The following is a 24,045-nucleotide window of genomic DNA, read 5'->3' as shown; positions in this document are numbered from 1 at the left end:
TAATCGACCTTGAGCTTGTCGTCGTTGTAACCGGCCAGCCGATCGAACAGGTCCCAGGTGAAGTGGGCATGGGACCCGTTGTGCAGGCGGTGGATCAGGTTGCCGCGCTCGTCGTATTTGTAGTGGGTCCCGGCGTACTCGCGCAGCAGGTTGTCCATCAGCTTGTTACGGCGTGGATCGGCCTCCAGTGGGCGATTCAGCTCCTGGGTCTTCTGATCCAGCAGGTTACCGGCCGGGTCGAAGGCAAAGGTTTCCACGCTCAGGCGACTGGTGGCCTTGAGTAGGCGGCCCACCGGGTCGTACTGGTACTCCAGTTGGCCACGACGGCTGTCGTGGATGTTGGTCAGCTGGCCGGCGACGTCGTAGCGGTACTGACGCTTGAGCAACGTGGACTGGCCGTCATGGCTGCCCAGCAGTTGCTCTTGCAAACGCCCGGCCGGGTCCCAGGCCTGGGTCTGCATCAACTTATTGCCCTGATGCCGCACGATTTCGCGGTGCAGGTCATCGCGCTCGTAGGCCAGCATCTCGTGCTGGTCGAGGGTCATGCCGAGCAGGTGGCCGCTGCCGTAGGTCAGCCAGCTGACCTTGTGGCCGTCCGGGCGAATCGTCGCGGTGCGCTGGTTGAGTGCGTCGTACTGATGCTGCCACACCGCAACCATCGGCGTGCCGGTGGCCAGGTAGTACTGATGCTCGCGGGTCAGGTTGCCGGCTGCATCAAAGAACCATTGCAGTTTGCTGGCAGCGTTCACTGCCTGGATCAGCTGGCCGTTGCCGTCGTAGGCGAAGGTTTCGCTCTGGCTCTGGTTGCCCAGGCGGGCCGTACGCTCACTCAATCGGCCCATGAGGTCGAAGGTCAGTTCGATACGGCGCTGGCCAACCTGGGTCGAGGCGAGGCGACCGCTGTGCGAGTCGTACTGGTAACGGGTGACCAGGCCATCAAAGCCGGTCTCTTGCAGCAGCCGGCCCACCGGGTCGTAGAGGAAAGTGGCCTTGCTCGCGTTCTCGTTTTCCAGGCCGATCAAGCGGCCAAGCTTGTCCCAGCGATAACGCAGGGTATGTTCGTTGGCGTCGACGCGTTCGCTCAGCAGGCCTGCGGCGCTGTACGCCCAGGTGGTGCAGCGCTCGAGGGCATCGACATGGGCCAACAGACGGCCTTCGGCATCGTAGTTGAAGCGCTCTTCGGTCTTGTCGGGATGGGTGACCTTGGCCAGTTGCCCGGCCTGGTATTCGTAGGCGGTCGTGTAGCCCGCCGCATCGGTGAAGTCGGTCAGCTGGCCAAGGGTGTTGTAGGCCCAGGCACTGCTCTTGCCCGAGCAGTCGGTGTACTCAAGCAACTGCCCAGCATCGTTGTAGGCGAGTGTCTTTTCGTTGCCCAGCGCATCCGACCAGGTTGCCGGCAGCGTCGTAGTCGCGCAGCCACAGGCCGCCTTCGGCATCGCTGATCTTGATCAACTGGTCCTTGTTGTCATAGGCGTAGTGCACCACGGTATGGTCGGCGCGGATGTGCTGCAGGCGGTTGCTGCGTTCATCGTAGGTGTAGCGATCCTGGCTGCCGTCGGCGTGCAGGTGGCGGATCACGTTCTTGCGGGCGTCGCGGAACAGCCACTCCGAGCGCTCGTCGGCGTGCTGGATGCGGTAGGTGTAGCCCTCGGCGTCGTAGTAGTGGCGAGTCTGGCCGCCGTAGGCGTCGGTCACAGTGGTCAGGCGGATGTGCTCATCCCACGCCAGGCGGGTTTCGAAGCTGCCGTCGTCGGCCCATTCGCGGATCGCCCGGGCGTGCGGGCCGCTGCCGTCCCATTCCAGGTTGAGGCCTCGGTCGGTGCGGTCGGTGTAGCGGGTGATCAGGTGGTGCTGGTACTGGTAGCGCCAGGCGGCGCCGTGCTCGTCCTGGGCGGCGATCAGGTCGCCCTGGTCGTCATAGTGGTAGGCGCACAGCTGGCGCAGCGGCTTGCCGTCGACCACTTGCCACAGGCCCTGGATATGGCCGTGGTCATCGAGCAGCGTGCCCAGTTGCAGGTGCACCTTGGACGGGTCGTTGTCGGCGTAGGTGTTGATGTCCGACAGCACCGGGCGGCCGTTGTGGCTGTGCTCGTAGTGCAGCATCGCGCCGACGCCGTTGCGCATGACGATATGCACCAGGTGGAAGCGCTCACCAACACGCTCGTAGGTCTCGTGGCGCTCCTGGCCGCGCGACAGGATGAGCTGGGTGTCGGTGGTGCGGGTCAGGCCACGGTACTCCATCGCGTCGTAATGGGTTTTGCCGACCTTGGGCAGCGGGTAGGCGTGGCTGCGGCCGTCGATATCGTGCAGCAGCAAGCCATCGTCCTGCACATCGATGCAGGTGGTGAAGGCGGTGATCCAGCGGGCGCCGAGGCTGCCGCTGTCGAGGGCGGCCAGGCGCGAGTGGTAGGTGCGGGTCCAGGTGATCGGGAACGGGCCGGGCAGGCTGAAATCGGTGTGCTGCAGGGTCTCGCTGCCCAGGGCAAAGTTGATGCTGTTGCAGGTGTTGGCCGGGGCGCCGTTCTTGCACGGGTTGGCGGCCTGGAACGCGGGCGCCTGCTCTTTCTGGGTTTCCAGCTTGCCTTCGGCCAGCTGGTGGCGGGCCTTGCTGGTGCCGCCGGGCTTGATGTTGGCCACCACCTGCTGCGGGTTACGCTGGCGCCACTGTTTGACGCTGCTGGCCAGGATCTGACTCAGGGCCTCGATGGAGCCGGGGCTGCCGGCATCGCCCAGCTTGAGGATCATGCCGCGTATCAGTGGAGCCAGCAGGCGCAGGCGGGCGCTGTGGGCCAGCAGCTCGGTCTTGCCGGCGGCGCTGAGCGCGGGGCTGACGTCGGCGCTGGTCATGCCCTTGCCAGCGTGCTTGTAGGCGCTGAAGGCACCGGCCAGGTAGTTGTCGAGCGTGGCCAGCGGGTTGTGCATCAGCGCACTGCTCGTGGCGGATGTCGGGCGGGCGTGTTTTGGGCCGGCGCCTTCGGCCAGGGTGGCCAGGCCACTGGCAATGTCGAGGATGATCTGCTCGCCGAGGGTGGCGGCCTCGGCCAGGATGCCCGTGAGTTTGCCGGCGGCCTGGCTGACGAAATTATCAAGGCTGCCGACGATATCGGCGTTGAGGTGGCCGGCCAGCAGTTCGACCGACGCATCGTCGAGCACCTGCTTACCCTCCTGGCGCACGAACAACAGCATCGGCCGCAAGCTCATACGCGCCGGCGCCTCACCAGCGGGCAAGGTGACCAGGCCGATCAGGTTGAGGGCAAAGGTGGCGCAGTCGAGCGGATCGGGCAGCTTGCTGCGGGCCAGGGTAGCGATAGCGCCCAGTACTTCGATCAGGGCGATGCTGTTGCCCGCCACCGGCACATTGCCGGCGACGGCTTTGAGGCGCTCGAGGGTGGCATGGCCGGCACTGACTTCACGTAGCCAGGCGTCGAACACTGCGGCGCCGCGGCCGACGTCCTCGGCCTGGATTTCGGCGAGTGGTGTGATCGCTACTTGTAAAATGCCCTTGCCTGAAGGGCTGGCCTTGCCGGGGTTGGTTGCCATTTGGTTTGGCGCTCCTTGCTGGAAAGGAGGTCGCCTGGTGGCTACGCATCGCGGGGCAAGCCCGCTCCCACGAGGTGGGCGGTGCAGTGCAATGGCCTCGGTCGGGCGACCTGAAAATGCAGGAGGGAAACCATACCGAGGCGGTATTCAGGAAGAAGTCGGAAGGTGTCTCGCACGCAGGAAGGAGCATTCCTGTTCGGGCGTGGAAAAACGGCTACACGCCCATGGCGGGCATAAACACTCTGTGATCACTGAAGGGTCGGCGCTCCGAGCAATTCTTCACAACGTCGTCGGCACCCCACGCTGATCCAGTTCGAACACCTTGCTGCGCCGCAGGCGCTCGCCCGGCCGGCCGGCTGGGTAACGCCAGACGCTGTTTCTGAAGGGCAAGCACCTGCAAAAGGCGGTCCATGGCCATCATTTACCAATCGCTGTAGGATTGGCCGCCTTTGAACAGCCGCCCAGCGTAAGGATTCGCCAGCGATGAGCAAGAACAACGCCGTAGCGGTCAGGGTCATCCCTTTCGAGGCATTGCTTGCCTCGCAACGGATGCCACTGGCCCTGGATACCTACCAGCGTCCCTATGTCTGGGACAAAGACAAGGTTCAGCAGTTGCTCAAGGACCTTCGCGAGTTCCAGTTGGAGCGGCACGCCGGGCTCGACTACTACATGGGCGCGCTGCTGATCCACAAAGACAGCGCACAACGCAGGCAATTCGTCATTGACGGCCAGCAGCGGCTGACCACGCTGTGCATTCTGTACCATGTGCTCCATGGCACGCTGCCCAGCGGAGCCGACTTTGCCTACCGATCACCAGTGTCGGTCAACAACATCCAGCAGGCCCAGCGGATCATCGAAGCCGAAGGCTTGCCGGATGACTTCAAAGCCCTGTTCCAGCACATCGTTTTCACCGTGATCACGGTGCCCAACGAAGACTTGGCGTTCACCTTCTTCGATAACCAGAACAGCCGCGGCGTGCCGCTGGGTGCCGCCGACCTGCTCAAGGCCTTCCACCTGCGCGCCATCGAGGGCGGGCACCGGGACAAGCTGCGTGCCCGGTTTGCCGAGCGCTGGGAAAATTGGCAGGAACATAACCAATGCCAAGGCATCGCAGGTGACTTCGACGCGCTGCTGTTCGGCAAACTGCTCTGGCGCGGGCGGCGCTGGCGTGGCCAGAAGACGCTTGGCGAGGAGTGCCGGGACGGCATCATCGACGAATTCCAGGCACGCACCCTGCGCCCCGAGCAGGGGCACCGACTGGGCATATCACCTGCGCCGGTCGCCTATGCCTCGGCACAATTGCTGGTTTCCCAGATAGGCAACGTCAAGTTGAGCCGCGGGGCCTTGCCCGAGCCGGACGACATCGCAACCCTGCCCTTCTCGCTACGCCAACCCATCCAGCGCGGGCTGGGCTTTTTCCTGTATGTCGAAAAGTACGCAGCGCTGGTCAATCAGCTGTTCGGTGCAAAGACGCAGGAGCGGGCCTTCCGGCAGTTCTACACCGAGGTGACCCTGCGCCTCTCACCTTACCTGCGCGAGTTGTTCTGCCTGGCGGTGCTGATGTTCGTCGACCGTTTCGGCACCCGCGACCTGCTGCGCTTTGCGCTCAGCCTGGATTACGTCATCGGCGCGATCCGCATTGAAAAGAGCTACATCTTTGCCGCCGCTATCACTGTCTACCTGCGCGACGCATCGCTGAACCTGCTGGATGTCATAGCTCAGGCCTACACCCCGGACGAAGTGATGGCGTTCCTGTTGTCCGATTCACGCTCTGCGGCCATCTATGCAGCGGAAGACATCGAGCCCGACTCGACCGTGCGAGGGCGCTACAAAGCCGCAGTGCTGGCGTTCTATGGCAAGGAAGGCACGCTGGACGGGCGTGAAGCCTGGATCGAGGAGCAATGCGCATGACCATTCAATCGTACGACATCACCCTGCAGCAGATCGTCAAACAAGGCATGTTCTTCCGGATTCCGGTCTATCAGCGCCTGTATGTGTGGAGCGATGAGCAGGTGCGCACCCTGCTGGACGACTTGTGGGCCGCATTCGAAGACCAACGCTCCATCGCCTACCTGGGCGGCATCCTGGTGGTGACCCGGCATCAGGATCGCTCGACGGTCGAGTACGACTTGATCGATGGCCAACAGCGCTTCACCACCTTGTGGCTGCTGGCACTGTCCCTGGGGCAGGAACTCAAGCCATTCCTCGCCGGCGAACACGACGATGGGCTTCGTCCGCGCCTGGGCTTCCCCATCCGGCCGGATATAGAAAAAGCGTTCAAGGCCAGCTGTGCCTCCGGCAAGGCGCCGTCCATCGAGCATGACAAGATCGACACCGCGCTTGGGATCATCCAGCGCTTCAAGCACGAGCGCGAGGAAGCCAGGCTGACCGCTTTCACCGAGTACGTGCTGAACAAAGTAACCGTGGTCATGACCCACTTCCCGGCAACCATGGACCTCAACAAGATCTTCGAGGTGATCAATAACCGGGGCGTGCAGCTTCAGCAGCACGAAATTCTCAAGGCCAGGCTGCTCCAGCACATCAACAATAGCGCCGAGCGAGAGCGCTATGCCGCGCTGTGGGAGTCCTGCGCCTATATGGACGACTATGTTGAACGCAATCTGCGCAGCATCGCCAGGTTCGATGTACATCCGCTGTTCTCGAATCCAGCGGCGCTGCGCGATAACGAGCAACTGGCCTGGTCAGACTGTGTTCTGGAAGCGCTGAGTGACAAATATTCGGCCAACCGCAATTCAAGCTCGCTGTCCCTGGGCGATATCCTCGCTGGCAGGACGAGAGCACTCCCCGAGCAGGGCAGCGAACCGCCGGAAGTATTCCAGGGCACGCGCAAGGTACGCAGCATCATCACCTTTTCGATGCTGCTGCAGCATGCATTGCGCATCTGGTTGAATGAACAAGGTGAGCCGGACATTCCCAGGATCAACGACAAGGACCTGCTGTCGCTGTTCGACACGCATTTCCTGAAAGCGCCTTGCGGTGGCGCCAAGGCGAAAAAGTTCATCGCCTTGCTGTGGGAAGTGCGCTACTGCTTCGACAAGCATGTCATCAAGTGGGTGGAAGTCGATGGCGAGGAACACCACCTCATCCACGACCTGCGAAAGCGTCCAAGCGAGGCTGCCTCCGGCAGGACGTACACAACCCTGGTCCGCGAAGAAGCCAGCGATCACGCATTCGCACTGCTGCAGAGCATGCTTTACCACTCACAGCAGATCACCACCCAGTACTGGCTTACTCCATTGCTGGCGTACATCCGCGCCAATCGAACCGACCGGGCCAGCTACCTTCGACAGCTCAAACATTTCGATAACCACCTGCTGTGCAACAACGACCCCAGGCCCCTGATCGAACGCAGCCATGTGTTCCTGAAAGATGCCTCGGCCGTATTGCCGTTGATAAACCCCGCCGAGGCGTTGAGCAAGGCTTCAGGCCTGAGTTTCGCGCATTACTGGTTCTACAAGCTGGAGTACGTGCTCTGGAGCACCAACGCCGCTCGGTTGAATGCCCAACAACGTGCCCAGTTCCGGATGACCGCAAAGAACTCGATCGAGCATATTTCGCCGCAGACGGCGCAGGACGTCGACCTTGATACCGTTTCAAGCGAGGTGCTGGATACTTTCGGCAACCTGGCACTGGTATCGCGAGGCATCAACTCGGAGTACGGCAACAAGCCGTTCAACGAGAAGCGCAAGCATTTCGAGAACCGCAACAGGGAACGCATCGACTCGCTGAAGATGAAACTGATCTATGCGCACAAGCGATGGGGCGACGCACAGGCGAGGCAACATCAGCAGGACATGATTGACTTGCTGTCCGAGTATCTTGACCAAGCAAACGCTGAATAGCAGATGCCTTGTCAGCCAACGCACAGCTGAACCAGGACACTGCAATACAAAAATCCATTAGCGCTCAATGTGAACATAGGACTTGGAAGCATGGCCACTCCTACCGATACGCCCAAATTGCCCGCACGCCTAGGCATCGCCGCAGACCTTTGTTTTTCCACGCCTGACAACGTTGGCTACCTGGCGGACTGCTTGCTGGTACACGAAGAGGTTGTGATTCCACTGGAAGCAACCGTTCTGAACCGACTGGAGGCTGCATTTGAAACAAAGCAACTCCGGCTTCTCTTGCGAGAAAAAAGAATCCGCTTCTGCCCCGCCTATTCCTTGGAGCACGCAAACAGCACCACGCCGGAAGCCTACGCGCGTGATCGATTCATTGAACGTGTTCGTAAACAAGACATGCATCAGCATGCGAGTGATCGCAACGCACTGTTCGCTGAAATAGAAGAGACGTTCATCGACCTCATCGCACCTGACTACACAGCCTGGTTACCCGCCAAAGGCGAGGTTGATGACGCGTTTGGCTATTACGCAGGACGCCCAGGTTACGAGTTCCTGTTTCCCTCTGAACGTTACTACTATCAAACTGGCGCCGTCATGGGCATCGCCCGCATGAATGATCTTCTGGCCGCCGGCGTGTCAGAGATGGAGATGGACCACGAGTTGCCACAATTGCTTGAGCTCTGTTTCCCGATTCGAAGGGCAGAAGGCGCCACGCCTGGCGCCGAAGTCTTTCACGCCAGAAAGATAATTAATGACCTGCATAAAATTGAAAATCTTCCAAGCTTCGAGAAAACAGGATTTCCGCTGGTCTTTCGTGACCGCGAAGACATCAACAAGATCATCACTACCCTTGTGAGTGACGAGGCACAGGATTTGAGGATGTGGCTCTCAAAACACCTCGCCCCCGACCTGGACGTACGAGCGAGTTACTCCGCATCTGAGAAGCTTCTCCCCTCGAAGAAGAAATGGACCCAATGGATGAGATTCGGCGCCGCGACAGGTGTCAGTACCGCGATCGGTATGTGTCTGGCAGGCCCCCTGGGCGCTGCAGCGGGTGCAGCGGTCGGTGCAATTGATCTTGCCAAGGGTGAAAAGACAACCGCTCTGCTTGATGGTTACCACCCTAAACGTTGGCTCTCACATATCCAGCGTAACGGACTGCTGAACCCCGAGTGATGCCCCTGCTTCCCTCTGGCCGCAACGCATGCGGGCTTGCCCAGCATCTCTGTTGAGTTGGTGTTTCAGCCCTGTCGTTGCGGCGCATGGGTTTCAATGAGCGCCAGGTGCCCGGGCGGTCCCGCTTCGAGTGCAACCGACAGCTGAACCACCTGTTAGCGGATGACTCCTGGGCCGTCGCACCCCAGTGGAGCGCAACGGCCCCTCAGGTCACTCACCGCTGACCAATTGCCACGCCAGCTGGTTATGACGCTCCAGTACCTGAGGCAGATCAACAGTGGTGATATGCCCGTCCTTCACCACCACCCGGCCATTGATCACGCTGGTATCGACGTGGGTCGGGGTGCAGAACACCAGGGCTGCCAGCGGGTCGTGCAAGGCGCCTGCGTAGGCCACGTGGCCCAGGCTGAAGGCGACGAAGTCGGCGACCATGCCGGGGGCCAGGGCGCCGATGTCATTACGATTGAGCACCTTGGCGCCGCCCAGGGTGGCGATTTCCAGGGCCTCGCGCGCGGTCATGGCATCGGGGCCGAAACCGACCCGCTGCAGCAGCAGCGCCTGGCGCACTTCGCCGATCATGCTCGCGCCATCGTTGGAGGCCGAGCCGTCCACCCCCAGGCCCACCGGCACGCCGTGGTCGCGCATCTTGCGGATCGGCGCGATGCCCGAGGCCAGGCGCATGTTCGAGCAAGGGCAGTGGGCCACACCGGTGCCGGTGCGGGCGAACAGTTCGATGCCGTGCTGGTCGAGCTGTACACAGTGGGCGTGCCAGACATCGTGGCCGACCCAGCCGAGGTCTTCGGCGTACTCGGCAGGGGTCATGCCGAACTTCTCGCGGCTGTAGGCGATGTCGTTTACGTTTTCCGCCAGGTGGGTGTGCAGCGACACACCGTACTCACGCGCCAGCACCGCGGCTTCGCGCATCAGGTCGCGGCTCACCGAGAACGGCGAGCACGGCGCCACCACCACCCGGCGCATGGCACCGTGGCTGGCGTCGTGGTAGTCCTCGATCAGGCGCTGGGACTCCTTGAGGATGTCGCTCTCCTTCTCCACCACCGAATCCGGCGGCAGGCCGCCCTGGCTGCGGCCAACGCTCATGCTGCCGCGCGCGGCGTGGAAGCGCATGCCGATTTCCTCGGCGGCGTGGATGCTGTCGTCGAGCTTGCAGCCGTTGGGGTAGATGTAGAGGTGATCGCTGGAGGTGGTGCAGCCCGACAGGATCAGCTCGGCCATGGCGGTCTGGGTCGACACCGCGATCATTTCCGGTGTCAGCCGCGCCCAGATCGGGTACAGGTTGGTCAGCCAGTTGAACAGCTCGCCGTCCTGGGCGGCCGGCACCACGCGGGTGAGGCTCTGGTACATGTGGTGGTGGGTGTTGACCAGGCCGGGGATGACCACCTTGCCGGCCATGTCCAGCACCACATCGGCGGTTTGCGGCAGGCTGTCGCTAGGGCCGACCTGCTTGATGATGTTGTCTTCGATATACAGGCCGCCGCGCTTGATTTCCCGGCGTTCGCCGTCCATCGTCACCAGCAGTTCGGCGTTCTTGACCAGCATTGTCTTGGGCATGGGGGTTCCTCTCCCGCAAGGGGTCGCATTCAACAGGATGTTTGCACAGGCCGCCGTCGGGCGACCCGTATGGAGCGTTCAGTGCAACTGCGCAGGCAGTGTCGAGATGAACGGCAGGCGATACCGTGCCGCGACTGAGTCCGCACGTGCCAAGGCATGAGCCAAGGGCCCTGACAGGCATGGACGGGTTTCAGGCGTGAAGGGTATGGCAGCGAGTCCGTCGCTCGTGGGAGCGCTGAAGCATGCATCAGCGTTGAACGGGATTCGCGCAAGAGGCTCGTAGGGTTCGAGCAGCGTTGGGTGTTGCATGATGGGTAACCGTCGCAATACGCAGCGGCGATTGCCGCTGTCGTAGGCGCCGGCCAATGTAAGCAGAACTGACGGTTTCTGTATACAAAAAGCTCTCGCTGCCGCCGCTATGCTGGAAACTACATAACGAAATCCTGACACTGAAGTCAGATTTTTCATCTTCAAGGAGAATGTCATGAAAGTCAGTGCCCGCAACGTGTTCAAAGGAAAGGTCCGTGACGTGCGCCCCGGCGCCGTCAACAGCGAGGTCACCCTCGAGCTGGCCGGCGGTGAAACCCTGGTGGCGGTGGTCACCGTCGAGAGCGTCAACAGCCTGGGGCTCAAGCCAGGCGCCGAAGCCATCGCCCTGATCAAGGCACCCTGGGTGATGCTGATGACCGAGGCCAGCGACATTCGCCTGTCCGCCCGCAACTGCCTGAATGGCAAGGTGGTGAAGGTCACCGACGGTTCGGTCAACGCCGAAGTGACCCTCCAACTCGCTGGCGGCACCCAGGTCCACGCCATCGTCACCCGCGATGCCGTGCAGGAGCTGGGCCTGGCCCCAGGCGTCAATGCGACCGCCGTCATCAAGGCCTCGCACATCATCCTCGGCGTACCGGCCTGATGATCCCGGCCAGGGCACCGCTCGGCGCCCTGGCCTGCCCATGAACGACAGGTGCCGCTGCGCGCCCGTCCATTTCGTCCGCCACCACTGGTGACAGCCGCCCGCCACTGTGTATGCTGGCCGGCGCCGCGAACCGTTGCCTGGCCCTGCCCCGCTGCCGACCGGGCCACTCGCCGCCGCCCTTCGCGATCAGGCCACGATCGAGCCCACCGTAGCGGACTCCCAGCCCCATGCCCGTTGACCTGCAAGCGCTGTACCCCAAGCTGATCCACCTGATGCTGGACACCGTGTTCGTGGTCGACCGGGACAACACCATCGTGTTCGTCAGCAATGCCTGCGAAGCCTTGCTGGGCTACCGCGCCGACGAACTCACCGGCACCCCGATCACCCGCTACATGCACCCGGACGACCTGGAGGCAACCCGCGCCTCGATCATCCGCATCATGAACGGCCAAGCCCATTTCGATTTCCGTAACCGTTACATCCGCAAGGATGGTGCGGTGGTGCACATCTTGTGGGCGGCGTTCTGGTCCGACGAGGTGGGTGCGCGGATCGGCGTGGCGCGCAACGTGACCGCCCTGACCCAGGCCGAGCAGGAGTTGCGCTTCCTCGCCCATCACGACCCGCTGACCCGACTGTGCAACCGCTCGCTGTTCAACGACCGCCTGGTTGCGGCGCTGCACAGCGCACGGCACCAGCAGCGTCCACTGGCGTTGCTGTTCCTGGATATCAACGACTTCAAGGGCATCAACGATGTGCATGGGCATGCGGCGGGCGACCGCGTGCTGTGCACCATTGCCCGGCGCCTGGAAGCCTGCGTGGCGGCCACCGACACGGTGGCGCGCATGGGCGGTGACGAGTTCACCGTATTGCTGCCGGATAGCTCGTCACCTGCTGCAGTTGCCGAGCAGATCGCCCAGATCCTCGCCGTCATGGCCGAGCCACTGGGCCCTGAGTTCGGCGATATCGGCATGCCCAGCTGCAGCATCGGCGTAGCCTGCTACCCCGATGACGGTGAGGACGCCGACACCCTGCTCAGCCGCGCCGACGACGACATGTACCTGCAGAAACGGCGGCGTCGCGCGGCGGGTTGAGGGTCAGAAGTCGTAGCGCAGGTTCATCATCACGTTGCGCGGCGCACCGTAGTGCCCCCAGCTGCCGGAGAAGCCGGTGTAGTACTTCTCGTCGAACAGGTTGTTGAGGTTCAGAGTGCTGCTCAGGTGCTCGTTGAAGCGGTAGCGAGCCATCAGGTTGACCACGGCGTAGTCGTCCTGGGTGATGCGGGTGCGGTAACGGGAGAAATACACCGAGTTGCTGGAGTTCCAGTTGACCCCGCCGCCCACGGTCAGGCGCTGCCAGTCGCCCTGTAGCTGGTAGGTGTTCCACAGCCGGAAGGTGTCCATCGGCAACTGGGCGGTCAGCCGCTGACCATCGGCATCCTCGGTGCGCGAATGGCTGTAGCCGGCCTGCACGTTCCAGCCCGTGGCCAATTCGCCGGCCAGCTCCATGTCGATGCCCTTGGTCTTGGCGCCGCTGACGGCGCGGTAGGCGTCTTCCTGGTCGCGAGTGCCCGGCACCTTGGCGCCGCCATCGAGCTCGGCGACGTTGTCGCGCTCGACCAGGTAAAGCGACACGCTGCTGTTCAGGCGCCCATCGTAGAACTCGCCCTTCCAACCTGTCTCGTAGTTTTTCCCCACTATCGGGTCCAGGTACTTGCCGTCGCGGTCACGGGCCGACTGCGGCTTGAAGATGTCGGTGTAGCTGACGTACACCGACTGCTCGGGGGTGAGGTCGTAGACCAACCCGGCGTAGGGCGTGACCACGCCGCGCTCGGTCATGCCGTAGGCACTCGGGGTGCCGTCGGGCAGGCTGCGCAGGTAGTAGTGATAGCGGTAGTTGCTGGCCCGGGCGCCGAGGATCAGGTGCAGGCTGTCGCTCAGGTTGAAACGCGCGGCAGTGAAGTAGCCGCTCTGGCGGGTGTCGACATCGTAGTCCAGCACCGGCGTGAACGTGTCGGCGTTCGGCTTGGGCAGTTCGTTGCCCCAGGTGTCGAAGTTGACGATCGCGTCATCGGTGCCCTCGGAGTGATGGCGATTGACGTAGTCGAAGTAGTTGGCGCCGAAGATCAGTTCGTGGGTCTGCCCGAACAGTTCGAACGGCCCTTGCAAGGTGGCATCGATCGCGCGCTGGCGCTGGGTGGCGGTGGCGTCGCTCTGGTCGATCTTGGCGCTGCCGTCAGGGCTGATGTTGGAGTTGTTCGATGAGCTGTAATAGGCACCCGACAACGCGTAGCGGTCGACATCCATGTAGGTGGTGCCGACTTTCAGCTGCCAATCGCCGGCCAGTTGCTGCTCGAGGCCGATGGTGTAGTTGGTGGTCTCGAAGCGGTCCAGGTTCCACCGCGCCCCGGAGCTGGTGGAGCGGGAGAAGTCGGTCGGCGTGCCGTTGTTGTAGATCAGCGGCACACCCTGGCCGCCGGTGGGCCGATAGCGTTGGTGGTCGATGCTGACCCGCAGCAGGGTGGTGTCGGTGAGGTCGGCTTCCAGCGCGCCGTAGGCGATGTCCTTGTCCTGCTTATACCAGTCCATGAAGGTGTGGTTGGTCTGCTTGGCCGCTACCAGGCGCCCGCGCAGGTTGCCTTCAGGGGTCAGCGGGCCGGACACATCGGCCTCCAGGCGTCGATAGTTCCACGAGCCCAGGCCACCCTGCACATAGGCCTGGAAGTCCCGGGTCGGGCGCTTGCGCACCACGTTGACCACACCGCTGGGGTCGCCGGCGCCGGTCATTAGGCCAGTGGCGCCGCGCACCACCTCGACCCGGTCGTAGATCGCCATGTCCAGCAGGGTACTGGGCATGGTGCGGGTCTGGTTTTCCTGGTAGGTGGTGATGCCGTCGAACTGGTAGGTGTTCAGGCCACTGCCGCGCGAATAGATGTTGAAGCGCTCGCCGCCATCCTGGGACATGGTGATGCCCGGGGTCTGCTTGAGCACGTCGGACATGCTGGTGAGCTGCTGGTCGTCCATGAACTGGCGGGTGATCACGCTGATGCTCTGCGGGGTCTCGCGGATCGACAGGTTCATCTTGGTGGCGGTGCTGGTCACCCCGGTGGTGTAGGAACCGGTGCCCTCGGTGGTCGCGCCGAGCCCGGTGGCGTTGACGCTGGTGGCGCCCAGTTCCATGACGCCGTTGTCGGCTGCCTGGGGGATCAGCCGGTAACGGTCGCTGCTGACCTGCACCGGCTGCAGCCCGGTGCCGACCAGCAGCATAGCCAGGCCCTGCTCGACCGCGAACTGACCGCGCAGGCCGGGGCTGTGCACGCCCCGGGAGGCCTGGGAATCGACGGCGACCATCACCCCGGCCTGCTGGCCGAACTGCCCGAGCACACTGTCGAGGGTGCCAGGGGCGATATCGAAACGGCGCACATCGGCCTGGGCGGGAAGGTGCCATGCGGCCACGGCCAGGCCGAGCAACAGCGGGCTTGCGAGAGGGGTAAGGCGACACAGCATCGAGACAATCCTTGGCAGACAGGCGTGGGCGAGGCGCTGCAGATTCAGCGCGTTTGCCTGTACTGATGCGCGAGAAATGAAAACCTGCCGGGTATGGGCGAGATTTTTTGCGCGGTGCAATTCAGGCCGGCACTACCGTGGCCCAATAGCCCAGCACCCGCTGCACCCGCACCGGCAACACCTCGGCCAGCAGGTCCAGGCTGGCCTCCGGCTGGTCCAGCGAGAAGGTGCCGCTGACTTGCAACCCGGCCACCCGCGGATCGCAGCGCAATACCCCTTTGCGATAGCGGTCCAGGTCGGCCAACACACTGCCCAGCGCCATGCGCTCGGCCACCAGTTGCCCCTGGGTCCAGGCCGCTGCGCCCACCGGCAATGGCGTCACGCTGCCAGCGCCCGTTGCCGCGAACAGCTGCTGCCAGCCGCTCTCCAGCCCAACACGCAGACCCTGCCCGTCTTCCACCAGCACCCTGCCGTCGAGCACCTGCACCAGGGTGGCGGCCACCTGCTGCTGAACCACCAGCCGTGCCCCCACGCCCGGCAGGATCCGCGCCTGCCCCGCACGCACACTGATGCCGGCACCCTGCCCTGTTTCCACCAGCACCCGCCCACGGTTGAGCGTCAGCACCTGCTGGCCGGCCACCTGATCGCCATCCAGTGCACTACCCGTATCAAGCTGTACCGTCAGCCCCGCGGCCAGGCGCCAGCTGCGCCGCTCGCCGGTGGCGGTGCCGTAGTCGCTGAGCAGGGTTGGCAGCACGCTGCGCTGCTGCACGCCATAGCCGCTGGCAAGCAGCACCCCGGCCCCAGCCAGCCCGCCGAGCAAGGCCCGCCGCGACACCCGGGTGCGCGCCTGCAGCAGGCTGCGTGCCGCCGGCACGCCATGAGTACCGTTACGCAGGCCCTGGCCCAGGCCATCCAGGCGCTGCCAGGCCAGTTCGTGGGCCGCGCTCGCCTGGCGCCAGCGCTGGCAGGCCAGCCGCTCGGCCTCGCTGCTGGCCCCCGACTGCAGGCGCACCATCCACAGCATGGCCTGCTCGACCACGGCCGGATCCAGCCGTTGCGCATCTGCCTGTTGCGGCCTCATTCGCCGTAGACCGACGCGTAGCAGTGCCGATAGGCCTTGAGCATGGCTTTCTGCACCACATTGACTGTCAACCCTTGGCGCTCGGCGATCTGCGCGTAGGTCAGGCCGTCGAGTTGCGACAGCAGGAACACCTCGCGCACCCGGCTGCCCAGGCCATCGAGCACCTGCCCCACCGCATCCAGCGCTTCGAGCACCAGCAGGCGGGTTTCTTCCGAGGGCTGATGCTGCGGTTCCAGCAGCGCCAGGCTGTCCAGGTAGGCGCGCTCCAGCGCCTGGCGGCGAAAGTGCTGCAGGCACAGGCGCCCGGCGATGGTTGCCAGGTAGGCGCGTGGCTCACGCAACTGCGTCGGCAGCTCGCTGCGCAACAACCTGACGAAGGTGTCCTGGGCCAGGTCCAGCGCCTGCTCGCGGTTACCCAACCGGTTGCGCAGCATGCTCACTACCCAGCTGTGGTGCCGCAGGTAGAGATCGCCGACGACATGGCGGTTGGCTGGGTTCATGGCGCGGATCTCCGGCAGCAAATGAATGAAAGTCGCACATGGTAATACTTATCATTCATTTGCATCCAGACGCGTGTTTCACACGCTGCGGGTCAAACCACCATCGACCTTGATGTTCTGCCCGGTGATGTAAGCCGCGCCGTCACTGGCCAGGAAAGCGATGGTGGCGGCGATTTCCTCGCTGGTGCCATAGCGCTTCATCGGCACCATGTCGCGGCGCTGCTCGGTTTTCGGCAGGCTGTCGATCCAGCCAGGCAGCACGTTGTTGATGCGCACGTTGTCGGCTGCGTAGGTGTCGGCGAAGACCTTGCTGAACGCCGCCAGCCCCGAGCGGAACACCGCCGAGGTGGGGAACATGTCGCTGGGCTCGAAGGCCCAGGCGGTGGAGATATTGATGATCACCCCGCCCTGCTGGCGCTGCATGATCGGCGTTACCAGCCGCGCCGGGCGGATCACGTTGAGCAGGTACACTTCCATGCCCTTGTGCCAGTCTTCGTCGCTGATTTCCAGGATCGGCGCGCGCGGGCCGTGGCCGGCGCTGTTGACCAGCACATCCACCCGGCCCCACTTGGCCATGACCGCGTCGACCAGGCGTTGCAGGTGTTCGACGGACTGGTTGCTGCCGGTCACGCCGATACCGCCCAGCTCATTGGCCAGCGCCTCGCCCTTGCCCGACGACGACAGGATGCCGACCTTGAAGCCGTCGGCGGCCAGGCGCCGGGCCGCGGCTGCGCCCATGCCGCTGCCGCCGGCGGTGATGATTGCCACTTTCTGTACTGACATGCTGCCTCCTGGGGAAGATGAACCCTGCCTTGCAGGTTCACTCACCCTAGCAGCCATAGCGCCGTCAAGGGAGACAGCCAGGCTTTCACAAGCCAGTAGTTCAGCTATCGCCTGCCTGTTCTTTCAGCCAAGCCTTGACCACTGCCAGAGCAGCAGGCTGCTGCGCCTTGCGCGGCCACACCAGGTAGAACGCCTTGTCCAGCTGCAGCTGCTGGGGGAACACCTGGGCCAGCCTGCCGGCGGCAATATCGTCCTTGACGAAGGCGTGGCTGGCCAGCGCGATGCCCTGCCCGCCCGCGGCCGCGTCGATCGCCAGTGAGGTCTGGTTGAAGCGCAGGTTGCGCGCGGTCCCCGGCCCCTGCCCGGGGAACAGCGCCGCCGTGAACGCGGGCCAGAAGTCATGGGCGTCGTGCAGCGCGACAAACCCCTGCAGCGCCGCAAAGGTTGCCGGTACGCCTTTTTCCGCCAGCAACTGCGGGCTGGCCACCGCCACCAGCCTCTGCTCCATCAACAGCTCGGCATTGAGCCCCGCGCCGAACGGTGGCTGGCCATAGCGCACGGCCAGGTCGACGCCATCAGTCTGGAAGTGCGACAGCCGGTCGCCGGCGAGCAGGCGCAGGTCGATGTCCGGATTGCTTTCGGCGAAATCGCCGAGCCTGGGGATCAGCCATTTCGCCGCAAAACTCGGTGTCACGCTGACCGTGAGCTGCGAGGGCTGAGGGCGCAGCAGCCGGGTCGCCTCGTCGATCATCGCCAATGCGCCGCGCACACTGGTGCTGTAGCCGCGCCCGGCGTCGGTCAGGCCCAGGCCCCGGGGCAGGCGCTCGAACAGGCGGATGTTCAGGCTGGCCTCCAGGCCACGAATCTGCTGGGCTACTGCCGCCTGGGTGACACCCAGTTCCTCGGCGGCGAGGCGGAAGTTCAGGTGGCGGGCGACCACCTCGAACATGCGCAGGGCGTTGAGTGAAGGCAACGAGGGGAATGCGGCTGGCATGGTGGCAGGAATTCTATTGGCTGCAGAGTGCGGTCCAGTGTGCCAAGGGTTTCCTGCCATGGCTATAAAAGCGGCCGGCCCCAGAACTTTTTCCTTTTTGCCGGTCTATCTGCACAAGCCCGAAGCGAAACGCTGACGCGGGCGGCTGGCCACACCTTCAACTGTCTTTCAGAGGCTGTCTTCACCCATGAAACTACCTACCCCACGCATGCTGCTGCTTGGCCTGTTCGCCCTTGTGGCAGTGGGCTCGGCGAGCGCTTCGCCGATGAAGACGCCAAGCCCCGTGCACGCTGCCGAACCGGCGGCGCTCCAGGCCCCGGCTCCCGCCAACCCCTGGCCGAGCCTGGCCAGCACGGTCGCCGAGCAGCCGGCAACGCTGCTGGCCCATGACGACCGCTACTACCGTGATGACCGCTGGCATGACCGCCGCGAAGACTGGCGCCGCGAGCAATGGCGCAAAGAGCAGTGGCGCCGTGAGCAATACCGCCGCGAAATGGAACGGCGGCACAACTGGGAGCGTTATCACGACCGCGCCCGGCAGGATCGCTACTACGATGACCGTCGCTACTATCGCCGCTGACCGGCCTGCCCCAGCCCATCCAAAGGCGCGGGCAGGTGCAACACCACCTGCGCCTCCTTGACCACATCCAACCGCACCTGCATCGATGCCCCCAGCCCGTCGAGCAACTGGCTCAACGGGCCGCCCCAGCGCTCTCCTCGCGCAGGCGCTCCAGCACCCGCTGGGTGTTGTCGTCGCAGGGCATGCCCTCGGGCCGGTTCTCGATGCTGTCAATGGCAATCAGCAGCTGCGCCCTGCTCTGCGCCAGGCGCTGCTGCATGGCTTCGATCTCGGCCACCTTGCGCTTGAGGCCGTCGAGCAGGCCGTCCTTGCGCCAGGCATTGGGCCCCACCGGCAGCAGGTGGCGAATCTCGTCCAGTGAAAAGCCCGCGCGCTGGGCACCGGTGATGATCTCCAGGATCCACACCGCCTCTGGCCCATAGTCGCGGTAGCCATTGGCCCGGCGCTCGACCGCCTTGATCAGCCCGCTGGCCTCGTAGAAGCGGATACGCGACGCCGCCAGGCCGCTGCGCTTGGCCAGTTCACCGATTTTCATCACTCACCTCGCTGAATGCGTTCACCGGACGATGGCATCGCCCAAGACGCGTTATCCCACAAAAACTGTTGACCTTAAAGTTGCCTTTAAGCTTAAGGTCGAGCCTCTCCCCCTCGAGGCCCTTGCCATGAATGTGTTCGCTGCGCTCACCCTGCCCAATGGTTCGCTTGTGCCAAACCGTATCGCCAAGGCCGCCATGGAAGAGAACATGGCGCAGACCGACCAGGCCCCCTCCGAGCGCCTGATGCGCCTGTACCAGGCCTGGGCCAACGGTGGCGCCGGCCTGCTGATCACCGGCAACGTGATGATCGACGGTCGCGCCATGACCGGCCCCGGCGGTGTAGTGCTGGAGCACGATGCGCAACTGGAGCCGTTCAAACGCTGGGCGCGGATCGGCCGCTCGCGGGGCGCGCAGTTCTGGATGCAGATCAACCACCCCGGCCGCCAGATGCAGGCCAACCTCGGCCAGCAAACCTGGGCCCCCTCGGCCGTGCCGTTGGAGCTGGGCAGCATGTCCAAGCACTTCGGCACCCCACGGGCGATGACCGCCCCTATCATCGACGAGGTGATCGCCCGCTTCGCCCGGACCGCCCAACTGGCAGAACAGGCCGGTTTCACCGGCGTCGAAATCCACGCCGCCCACGGCTATCTGCTCAGCCAGTTCCTCTCCCCGCTGAGCAACACCCGCACCGATGAATGGGGCGGCCCGCTGGAAAACCGCGCTCGCCTGTTGCTGGAGGTGGTGAAAGCAGTGCGCAAGGTGGTTTCGCCCGGCTTTGCGGTAGCGGTCAAGCTCAACTCCGCCGACTTCCAGCGCGGCGGCTTCAGCGCCGACGATGCCCGCCAGGTGGTAGCGCTGCTCAACGGCCAGGGCGTCGACCTGATCGAACTGTCCGGCGGCAGCTACGAAGCCCCGGCCATGCAAGGCGACGCCCGCGACGGCCGCACCCTCGCCCGCGAGGCCTACTTCCTCGACTTCGCCCGCGACATCCGCCAGGTCGCGCAGATGCCGCTGATGGTCACCGGCGGCATACGCCGCCTGCCGGTCGCCGAACAGGTAGTGGCCAGTGGCGTGGAAATGGTCGGCATCGGCTCGGCCCTGGCCATCGCCCCAAGCCTGCCCAACGACTGGCAGCGTGGCGTCGACCCGGCGCCGCAACTGCGGCCGATCACCTGGAAGAACAAGGCGCTGGCCTCGCTGGCCAACATGGCGGCGGTCAAGTTCCAGCTGCGTCGGCTGAGCCTTGGGCGAGCGCCGGATCCGCAGGTGTCGCCGTTGCGGGCGCTGGTGTTGCAGCAATTGGCCAATGCGCTGCGCACGCGGCAGTATCGGCGGTGGATGCGGGAGGTGAAGACCGCCGTCCACGCGGGCAGATGAATCTGCGCACAAGCGCCAAGCGTGTTGCCTGGCCCAACATGAACTACTTTGATCCATATGCCGTTCCCGCCAATAGGAAAGAACCTCAGCCGGAGGTCGCTCATGCGCTTGACGGTTCCTGCCGCACCTATCGTTCTGTTGGCGAGCTTGACGCTGGTGAACCTCTGGCTAGACGCACCCGCCCTCGCCGAAACCAATCCACTTTGCTCAGGAGAGATGGCGCAGCCCCACAAGGTCGGGAATTTCGATTTCGAAACAAATTCACGCCTTGAGGAACATGCCAGTGTCAGCCAATACAAGTTTGCAATTGTCTCCTGTGTCGGCAATCACGATCAGGTATATCCAGTTCGTGTGAACTGGCCGGTGGCGCACATCACCAGCTGGGTACCCGCCGGAAAGAAAGTCGAGTCTGCCCCCATTCTCCAGGTCAGCAATGATGCGCGACAACTCGAGGGGTGCCTGGAATACGGCAATCGAGGCGACACCACGCATGCATTTTCCTTCGGTGACGGTTTCAGCAAATCCATCGTTGAATCGGAAGGCGAGCAAGGGTGCAGAGCAGCGATCGCCACCCATTCAGCCCCCAGCAAAGGGGTCATGGAGAAATTCCGTTTCAGGATCCAGATATTTTTCCCCTCAGACGTCAAATCACCGGGCGCTACCCTGATTCAGCTTGATGGCGAAGTAGGCATCGACGCTGACAAGGAAAACCACTACCGCAGCGTCTTCAACTATGAAGTGCGCCCTTACAAGGACAGTAAACCCGGCACGCTTGAAAGCATCTCGATCAGGCCCTTCTTCAAGGGGGTCGACGACAGCCTTTACTCAGCCTTCATGAAACACAATCCAGAGCCGATCAGGCTTCAACAAAAGGGCACCATCACCTTTGAGGTAAGCGGCATCAAACAACCCGCACTGACCTATGCGCGCTATGAAATCTTCAGCCAGCAGAATGAACTGATTGGCGCGGTTGAATTGCCGGTTTACGTTTCATCCTCTGCTTCCTTGGCTGCGAAGCGCCAATGAACAGCGCCTGGAAGTCCATCGCCAGCGTGGTGCCTGCGCCAGCGCTGGCGTTGGTGAGTCAATGGCTTGGATTGTTTTCGGACACCCTGCTGGTGCTGCCCGCGTGGCGGGAAGAGGCACAAGGCCTGGCGCTGGCGATCGGCACGGTCACCATTGTCCTCATATGCCTGACCTGCGGTGACACGCCTATCCCTGCACTGCGTAAGCGCGCGATAGCGTGCTTTGTGCTCACCCTTGTACTTATCGCACTGTGCCTGCAGATTTTTCACCGTCTCGGTGGGGGCATGCCCACTGCGACAGTGGAACGCTGGCAAACCATCTGGATGTTCCTCTACATTGGCGCCATGGTGGCGATGGTTGCGGCCATTGCTTTCGGGGCACTTTCCGTCAGGGAGAAAAGCCATAGTCTGGTCAAGGTCGTTATTGCCACCCTGGTCGTTTTAGTCGTCATCCTGGCCGTCGTCATAGTTGCCATGAGCCTGCTTCAGTAGGCTTGCGTCCCAGGTCCTATGACGGCCACTCATCTGAGTGAACCGTGGTTCAGCCGCGTCCTACTGCGTGAGGGAATACGCCGCGGATAGCATAGAGCCCTCCCCCAGCTCATGGCAGAACATGCAATGCGCCTTCTCTACCCCAGCGAACCTTTCAACAAGAATCGCCCTGACGAACAGTTCGTCGAAGAATACGAAGCCGCGACGGCGGCTGGGCTGCAGCCCCTGATATTTTCGTTCGAAGACTTTGAATCAGGTGCACTCAGGGCCTCACTACCCTTTACCCCCGGCGACCTCGTCTTGTACCGCGGCTGGATGCTGACACCGAAAACCTATGCCGACTGGGTCAACCATTTGCACGACCGGGGCGCCACCGCCGTGACCAGCCCCGCGCAGTACCGACTCTGCCATCACTTGCCGCAGTGGTATCCGTTATTGGTTGGCAAGACAAGCGAAACGCTGGTGCTGGCTGCGGATACGGACTTCAAACAGGCCCTCGCCGGTCTGCACTGGTCAGGCTACTTCATCAAGGACTACGTGAAGTCATTGAATACGGGGCGTGGCAGCCTGGTGGACCGTCCCGAGGATATCGAGCCTCTGCTGGCATTGATGCTCCAGTACCGCGGCAGCATAGAAGGCGGTGTATGCGTCAGGCAGCGCGAAAACTATCTGCAAGGCACCGAACGGCGCTACTTCGTGTTCCACGGACAAGCCTATGGTGCTGACGGCGAAGTACCAGAGCTGGTGAGCGAATGCGCACAGTCGATCGACAGTCCCTTTTTCTCGATTGACGTTGCACGCCGGGAAGACGGTGTGCTGCGGGTGGTCGAGTTGGGAGATGGGCAAGTATCTGACCGCAAGGAGTGGCCTGCGCAGACGTTCGTGCGGATGTTTAACCAGTAGAACTGGCCAAGCACACTCACTGCGTGGCCGCTTGGCTGTGAGGGGGAACCGCGAGTTGCCAATGGAACGTCGATAGGCTGCCTTTCAAACGTGTACTACAGAAAATGGCTTTTGCTGCAACTTCTGGTCAACGACACCCAGCGTCGATACCGCCAAGTTCGGTGTTGCAGCGTACCTGCGTATATTGTTCACTCCCTGCCACAAGCCACCGCCGCAGCATGGATGATCCTGCGCGAGCTCTGGCCACAGCATAGGGAAATGACATGCGCGCACGAACCCTCCTCGCGGCCATCGGCACAACGCTATCACTGTCGGCTGCATCGGCATCCCCCATGCCGCCAGCCTTCACGCCACCAGCGCCCGGAGCCCAGCAGCGCATCTCGGTGACCGTCGAAGGCGCAGGGCCGGACGTCCTATTGATTCCAGGCCTGGCTTCGTCCCGCGAAGTCTGGGCAGACCTTGCCGCCAAATTGCGCCAGCACTATCGCCTGCATCTTGTGCAAGTTGCAGGCTTCGCCGGTTCACCCGCCGTGCCCAGCGTGGACGGCCAGGTGGTCGCCCCCATAGCCGATGCAGTCGCCGACTACATCCGCAGCGAACGCATCGAGGCGCCGGCCATCATCGGCCATTCGCTGGGTGGCGAAGTCGCGCTGATGCTCGGCGCACGGCACCCTGCTCATGTCGCGCGGTTGATGATTGTCGATGCACTGCCCTTCTACACCTTGCTGATCGACCCCAGCGCGACCATTGATACGGCCAGGCCACATGCCGCCGCGCTGCGTGACGCGATGTTGGCGGCGCCGGCGGAGCAGGCCGAAGCCATGCAAAGCGCCGCCGTCGCCCGCCTGGTCAAAACCGAAGCGGCCAGGCCCGCATTGATCGCGGCGGGGATCCGCTCGGATCGCTCGATGGTGGCCGATGCCATGTACGAGCTGATGACCACCGATTTGCGACCTGAGCTTGGGCGCATCCAGGCGCCGGTGCAGGTCGTCTATGCCTATGACCCCCTTTACGGCGTGCCTGCTTCCAACGTTGATGCGCTGTTCGATACCGCCTACGCCTCGGCGCCGACTGCCAGCTTCAGGCGTATTGACGGGAGCTTTCACTTCGTCATGCTGGATCAGCCGGTGGTGTTTGCTGAGACTGTGATGGAATTTCTGCGGCAGTGAAATTGCGCTGACCTGGGACAAGTGAAAATGCT

19 protein-coding genes and 1 pseudogene are annotated in these 24,045 nt (G+C 63.2%); 11 read left to right on the top strand and 9 right to left on the bottom strand.

All coding sequences use genetic code 11. From position 1 onward, the window contains the following. Positions 1–3,540, bottom strand: a pseudogene (locus ACO6VM_RS20935) (DUF6531 domain-containing protein); the annotation flags it as partial. A 483-nt stretch (positions 3,541–4,023) separates the two neighbouring features. Between ACO6VM_RS20935 and ACO6VM_RS20930 the strand changes: the two are divergent. The 3 genes from ACO6VM_RS20930 to ACO6VM_RS20920 all read left to right on the top strand — a co-directional run bounded on the left by ACO6VM_RS20930 (position 4,024) and on the right by ACO6VM_RS20920 (position 8,582). Beyond that, entirely contained in the window at positions 4,024–5,451 is a 1,428-nt protein-coding gene (locus ACO6VM_RS20930; protein WP_422403763.1) for a DUF262 domain-containing protein, read from the top strand. After that, a complete protein-coding gene (locus ACO6VM_RS20925) occupies positions 5,442–7,403 on the top strand; it encodes a DUF262 domain-containing protein (protein ID WP_422403762.1) in 1,962 nt (653 codons plus the stop codon). The genes ACO6VM_RS20930 and ACO6VM_RS20925 overlap by 10 nt, the downstream gene beginning before the upstream one ends. A gap of 90 nt (positions 7,404–7,493) precedes the next feature. Then, entirely contained in the window at positions 7,494–8,582 is a 1,089-nt protein-coding gene (locus tag ACO6VM_RS20920) for a hypothetical protein (protein ID WP_401057104.1), read from the top strand. Between the two features lie 210 nt (positions 8,583–8,792). Here ACO6VM_RS20920 and ACO6VM_RS20915 read toward each other — a convergent pair whose 3' ends face one another. Beyond that, positions 8,793–10,151: an 8-oxoguanine deaminase gene (locus ACO6VM_RS20915; protein WP_401057103.1), complete on the bottom strand. Its 1,359-nt coding sequence runs from the start codon at positions 10,149–10,151 to the stop codon at positions 8,793–8,795. A 484-nt stretch (positions 10,152–10,635) separates the two neighbouring features. Between ACO6VM_RS20915 and ACO6VM_RS20910 the strand changes: the two genes are divergently transcribed. Both ACO6VM_RS20910 and ACO6VM_RS20905 read left to right on the top strand, forming a co-directional pair. Continuing rightward, positions 10,636–11,064 carry a TOBE domain-containing protein gene (locus ACO6VM_RS20910; protein ID WP_401057102.1) on the top strand — a complete coding sequence of 143 codons (429 nt, stop codon included), beginning with the start codon at positions 10,636–10,638 and terminating at the stop codon, positions 11,062–11,064. Between the two features lie 230 nt (positions 11,065–11,294). Continuing rightward, positions 11,295–12,158, top strand: coding sequence for a diguanylate cyclase domain-containing protein (locus ACO6VM_RS20905; protein ID WP_401057101.1), 864 nt, complete (start codon positions 11,295–11,297; stop codon positions 12,156–12,158). Positions 12,159–12,161: 3 nt separating this feature from the next. Here the strand turns inward: ACO6VM_RS20905 and ACO6VM_RS20900 are convergent, their stop codons facing one another. The 5 genes from ACO6VM_RS20900 to ACO6VM_RS20880 form a co-directional block, all read right to left on the bottom strand. Further along, complete coding sequence (locus tag ACO6VM_RS20900) at positions 12,162–14,570, bottom strand: TonB-dependent siderophore receptor (RefSeq protein ID WP_422403761.1); 2,409 nt, start codon at positions 14,568–14,570, stop codon at positions 12,162–12,164. A gap of 121 nt (positions 14,571–14,691) precedes the next feature. Continuing rightward, positions 14,692–15,654 carry a DUF4880 domain-containing protein gene (locus tag ACO6VM_RS20895; RefSeq protein ID WP_401057099.1) on the bottom strand — a complete coding sequence of 321 codons (963 nt, stop codon included), beginning with the start codon at positions 15,652–15,654 and terminating at the stop codon, positions 14,692–14,694. Beyond that, a complete protein-coding gene (locus ACO6VM_RS20890; protein WP_125858253.1) occupies positions 15,651–16,154 on the bottom strand; it encodes a sigma-70 family RNA polymerase sigma factor in 504 nt (167 codons plus the stop codon). The genes ACO6VM_RS20895 and ACO6VM_RS20890 overlap by 4 nt, the downstream gene beginning before the upstream one ends. A 78-nt stretch (positions 16,155–16,232) precedes the next feature. Continuing rightward, on the bottom strand, positions 16,233–16,937 hold the full coding sequence (locus tag ACO6VM_RS20885; protein WP_422403760.1) for an SDR family oxidoreductase: 705 nt from the start codon (positions 16,935–16,937) through the stop codon (positions 16,233–16,235). Between the two features lie 100 nt (positions 16,938–17,037). Then, positions 17,038–17,931 carry a LysR substrate-binding domain-containing protein gene (locus tag ACO6VM_RS20880; protein WP_422403759.1) on the bottom strand — a complete coding sequence of 298 codons (894 nt, stop codon included), beginning with the start codon at positions 17,929–17,931 and terminating at the stop codon, positions 17,038–17,040. Between the two features lie 187 nt (positions 17,932–18,118). Here ACO6VM_RS20880 and ACO6VM_RS20875 point away from each other — a divergent pair, with 187 nt between their 5' ends. Continuing rightward, positions 18,119–18,511 (top strand): hypothetical protein, encoded by a 393-nt coding sequence (locus tag ACO6VM_RS20875; protein ID WP_422403758.1) that lies wholly within the window; start codon positions 18,119–18,121, stop codon positions 18,509–18,511. On the opposite strand, the gene ACO6VM_RS20870 is transcribed toward ACO6VM_RS20875, so the two are convergent. Continuing rightward, positions 18,499–18,627, bottom strand: a complete 129-nt coding sequence (locus ACO6VM_RS20870; protein WP_422403757.1) for a hypothetical protein — start codon at positions 18,625–18,627, stop codon at positions 18,499–18,501. The two genes, ACO6VM_RS20875 and ACO6VM_RS20870, sit on opposite strands and share 13 nt — an antisense overlap. After that, the gene (locus tag ACO6VM_RS20865; protein WP_422403756.1) at positions 18,624–19,046 is read right to left on the bottom strand and encodes a MerR family transcriptional regulator; all 423 of its coding nucleotides are present in this window, start codon (positions 19,044–19,046) and stop codon (positions 18,624–18,626) included. Before ACO6VM_RS20865 ends, ACO6VM_RS20870 begins: the two co-directional genes overlap by 4 nt. A gap of 127 nt (positions 19,047–19,173) precedes the next feature. On the opposite strand from ACO6VM_RS20865, the gene ACO6VM_RS20860 reads away from it, so the two are divergent. The 5 genes from ACO6VM_RS20860 (at position 19,174) to ACO6VM_RS20840 (ending at position 24,013) form a co-directional block, all read left to right on the top strand. After that, positions 19,174–20,424 carry an NADH:flavin oxidoreductase/NADH oxidase family protein gene (locus ACO6VM_RS20860; RefSeq protein WP_422403755.1) on the top strand — a complete coding sequence of 417 codons (1,251 nt, stop codon included), beginning with the start codon at positions 19,174–19,176 and terminating at the stop codon, positions 20,422–20,424. 102 nt (positions 20,425–20,526) lie between these two features. Further along, a complete protein-coding gene (locus ACO6VM_RS20855; RefSeq protein ID WP_422403754.1) occupies positions 20,527–21,450 on the top strand; it encodes a hypothetical protein in 924 nt (307 codons plus the stop codon). After that, a complete protein-coding gene (locus tag ACO6VM_RS20850; RefSeq protein ID WP_422403753.1) occupies positions 21,447–21,941 on the top strand; it encodes a hypothetical protein in 495 nt (164 codons plus the stop codon). Before ACO6VM_RS20855 ends, ACO6VM_RS20850 begins: the two co-directional genes overlap by 4 nt. A 126-nt stretch (positions 21,942–22,067) precedes the next feature. Beyond that, positions 22,068–22,844, top strand: coding sequence for an ATP-grasp domain-containing protein (locus ACO6VM_RS20845; RefSeq protein ID WP_401057091.1), 777 nt, complete (start codon positions 22,068–22,070; stop codon positions 22,842–22,844). Positions 22,845–23,107: 263 nt separating this feature from the next. Beyond that, complete coding sequence (locus tag ACO6VM_RS20840; RefSeq protein WP_401057090.1) at positions 23,108–24,013, top strand: alpha/beta fold hydrolase; 906 nt, start codon at positions 23,108–23,110, stop codon at positions 24,011–24,013. Positions 24,014–24,045: the final 32 nt, after the last annotated feature.

This window comes from Pseudomonas sp. GZD-209, from assembly GCF_049310485.1.
GTDB lineage: Bacteria > Pseudomonadota > Gammaproteobacteria > Pseudomonadales > Pseudomonadaceae > Aquipseudomonas > Aquipseudomonas sichuanensis.
This window is presented reverse-complemented; position numbering and strand designations above follow the sequence as displayed.

Excerpts from the sequence above, each read along its gene's own strand:
- ACO6VM_RS20875 (WP_422403758.1), top strand. The coding sequence starts at position 18,119 with ATGAAACTACCTACCCCACGCATGCTGCTGCTTGGCCTGTTCGCCCTT.
- ACO6VM_RS20855 (WP_422403754.1), top strand. The coding sequence starts at position 20,527 with ATGCGCTTGACGGTTCCTGCCGCACCTATCGTTCTGTTGGCGAGCTTG.
- ACO6VM_RS20915 (WP_401057103.1), bottom strand. The coding sequence starts at position 10,151 with ATGCCCAAGACAATGCTGGTCAAGAACGCCGAACTGCTGGTGACGATG.
- ACO6VM_RS20840 (WP_401057090.1), top strand. The coding sequence starts at position 23,108 with ATGCGCGCACGAACCCTCCTCGCGGCCATCGGCACAACGCTATCACTG.
- ACO6VM_RS20860 (WP_422403755.1), top strand. The coding sequence starts at position 19,174 with ATGAATGTGTTCGCTGCGCTCACCCTGCCCAATGGTTCGCTTGTGCCA.
- ACO6VM_RS20925 (WP_422403762.1), top strand. The coding sequence starts at position 5,442 with ATGCGCATGACCATTCAATCGTACGACATCACCCTGCAGCAGATCGTC.
- ACO6VM_RS20905 (WP_401057101.1), top strand. The coding sequence starts at position 11,295 with ATGCCCGTTGACCTGCAAGCGCTGTACCCCAAGCTGATCCACCTGATG.
- ACO6VM_RS20880 (WP_422403759.1), bottom strand. The coding sequence starts at position 17,931 with ATGCCAGCCGCATTCCCCTCGTTGCCTTCACTCAACGCCCTGCGCATG.
- ACO6VM_RS20890 (WP_125858253.1), bottom strand. The coding sequence starts at position 16,154 with ATGAACCCAGCCAACCGCCATGTCGTCGGCGATCTCTACCTGCGGCAC.
- ACO6VM_RS20865 (WP_422403756.1), bottom strand. The coding sequence starts at position 19,046 with ATGAAAATCGGTGAACTGGCCAAGCGCAGCGGCCTGGCGGCGTCGCGT.
- ACO6VM_RS20845 (WP_401057091.1), top strand. The coding sequence starts at position 22,068 with ATGCGCCTTCTCTACCCCAGCGAACCTTTCAACAAGAATCGCCCTGAC.
- ACO6VM_RS20895 (WP_401057099.1), bottom strand. The coding sequence starts at position 15,654 with ATGAGGCCGCAACAGGCAGATGCGCAACGGCTGGATCCGGCCGTGGTC.
- ACO6VM_RS20920 (WP_401057104.1), top strand. The coding sequence starts at position 7,494 with ATGGCCACTCCTACCGATACGCCCAAATTGCCCGCACGCCTAGGCATC.
- ACO6VM_RS20885 (WP_422403760.1), bottom strand. The coding sequence starts at position 16,937 with ATGTCAGTACAGAAAGTGGCAATCATCACCGCCGGCGGCAGCGGCATG.
- ACO6VM_RS20850 (WP_422403753.1), top strand. The coding sequence starts at position 21,447 with ATGAACAGCGCCTGGAAGTCCATCGCCAGCGTGGTGCCTGCGCCAGCG.
- ACO6VM_RS20930 (WP_422403763.1), top strand. The coding sequence starts at position 4,024 with ATGAGCAAGAACAACGCCGTAGCGGTCAGGGTCATCCCTTTCGAGGCA.
- ACO6VM_RS20910 (WP_401057102.1), top strand. The coding sequence starts at position 10,636 with ATGAAAGTCAGTGCCCGCAACGTGTTCAAAGGAAAGGTCCGTGACGTG.
- ACO6VM_RS20900 (WP_422403761.1), bottom strand. The coding sequence starts at position 14,570 with ATGCTGTGTCGCCTTACCCCTCTCGCAAGCCCGCTGTTGCTCGGCCTG.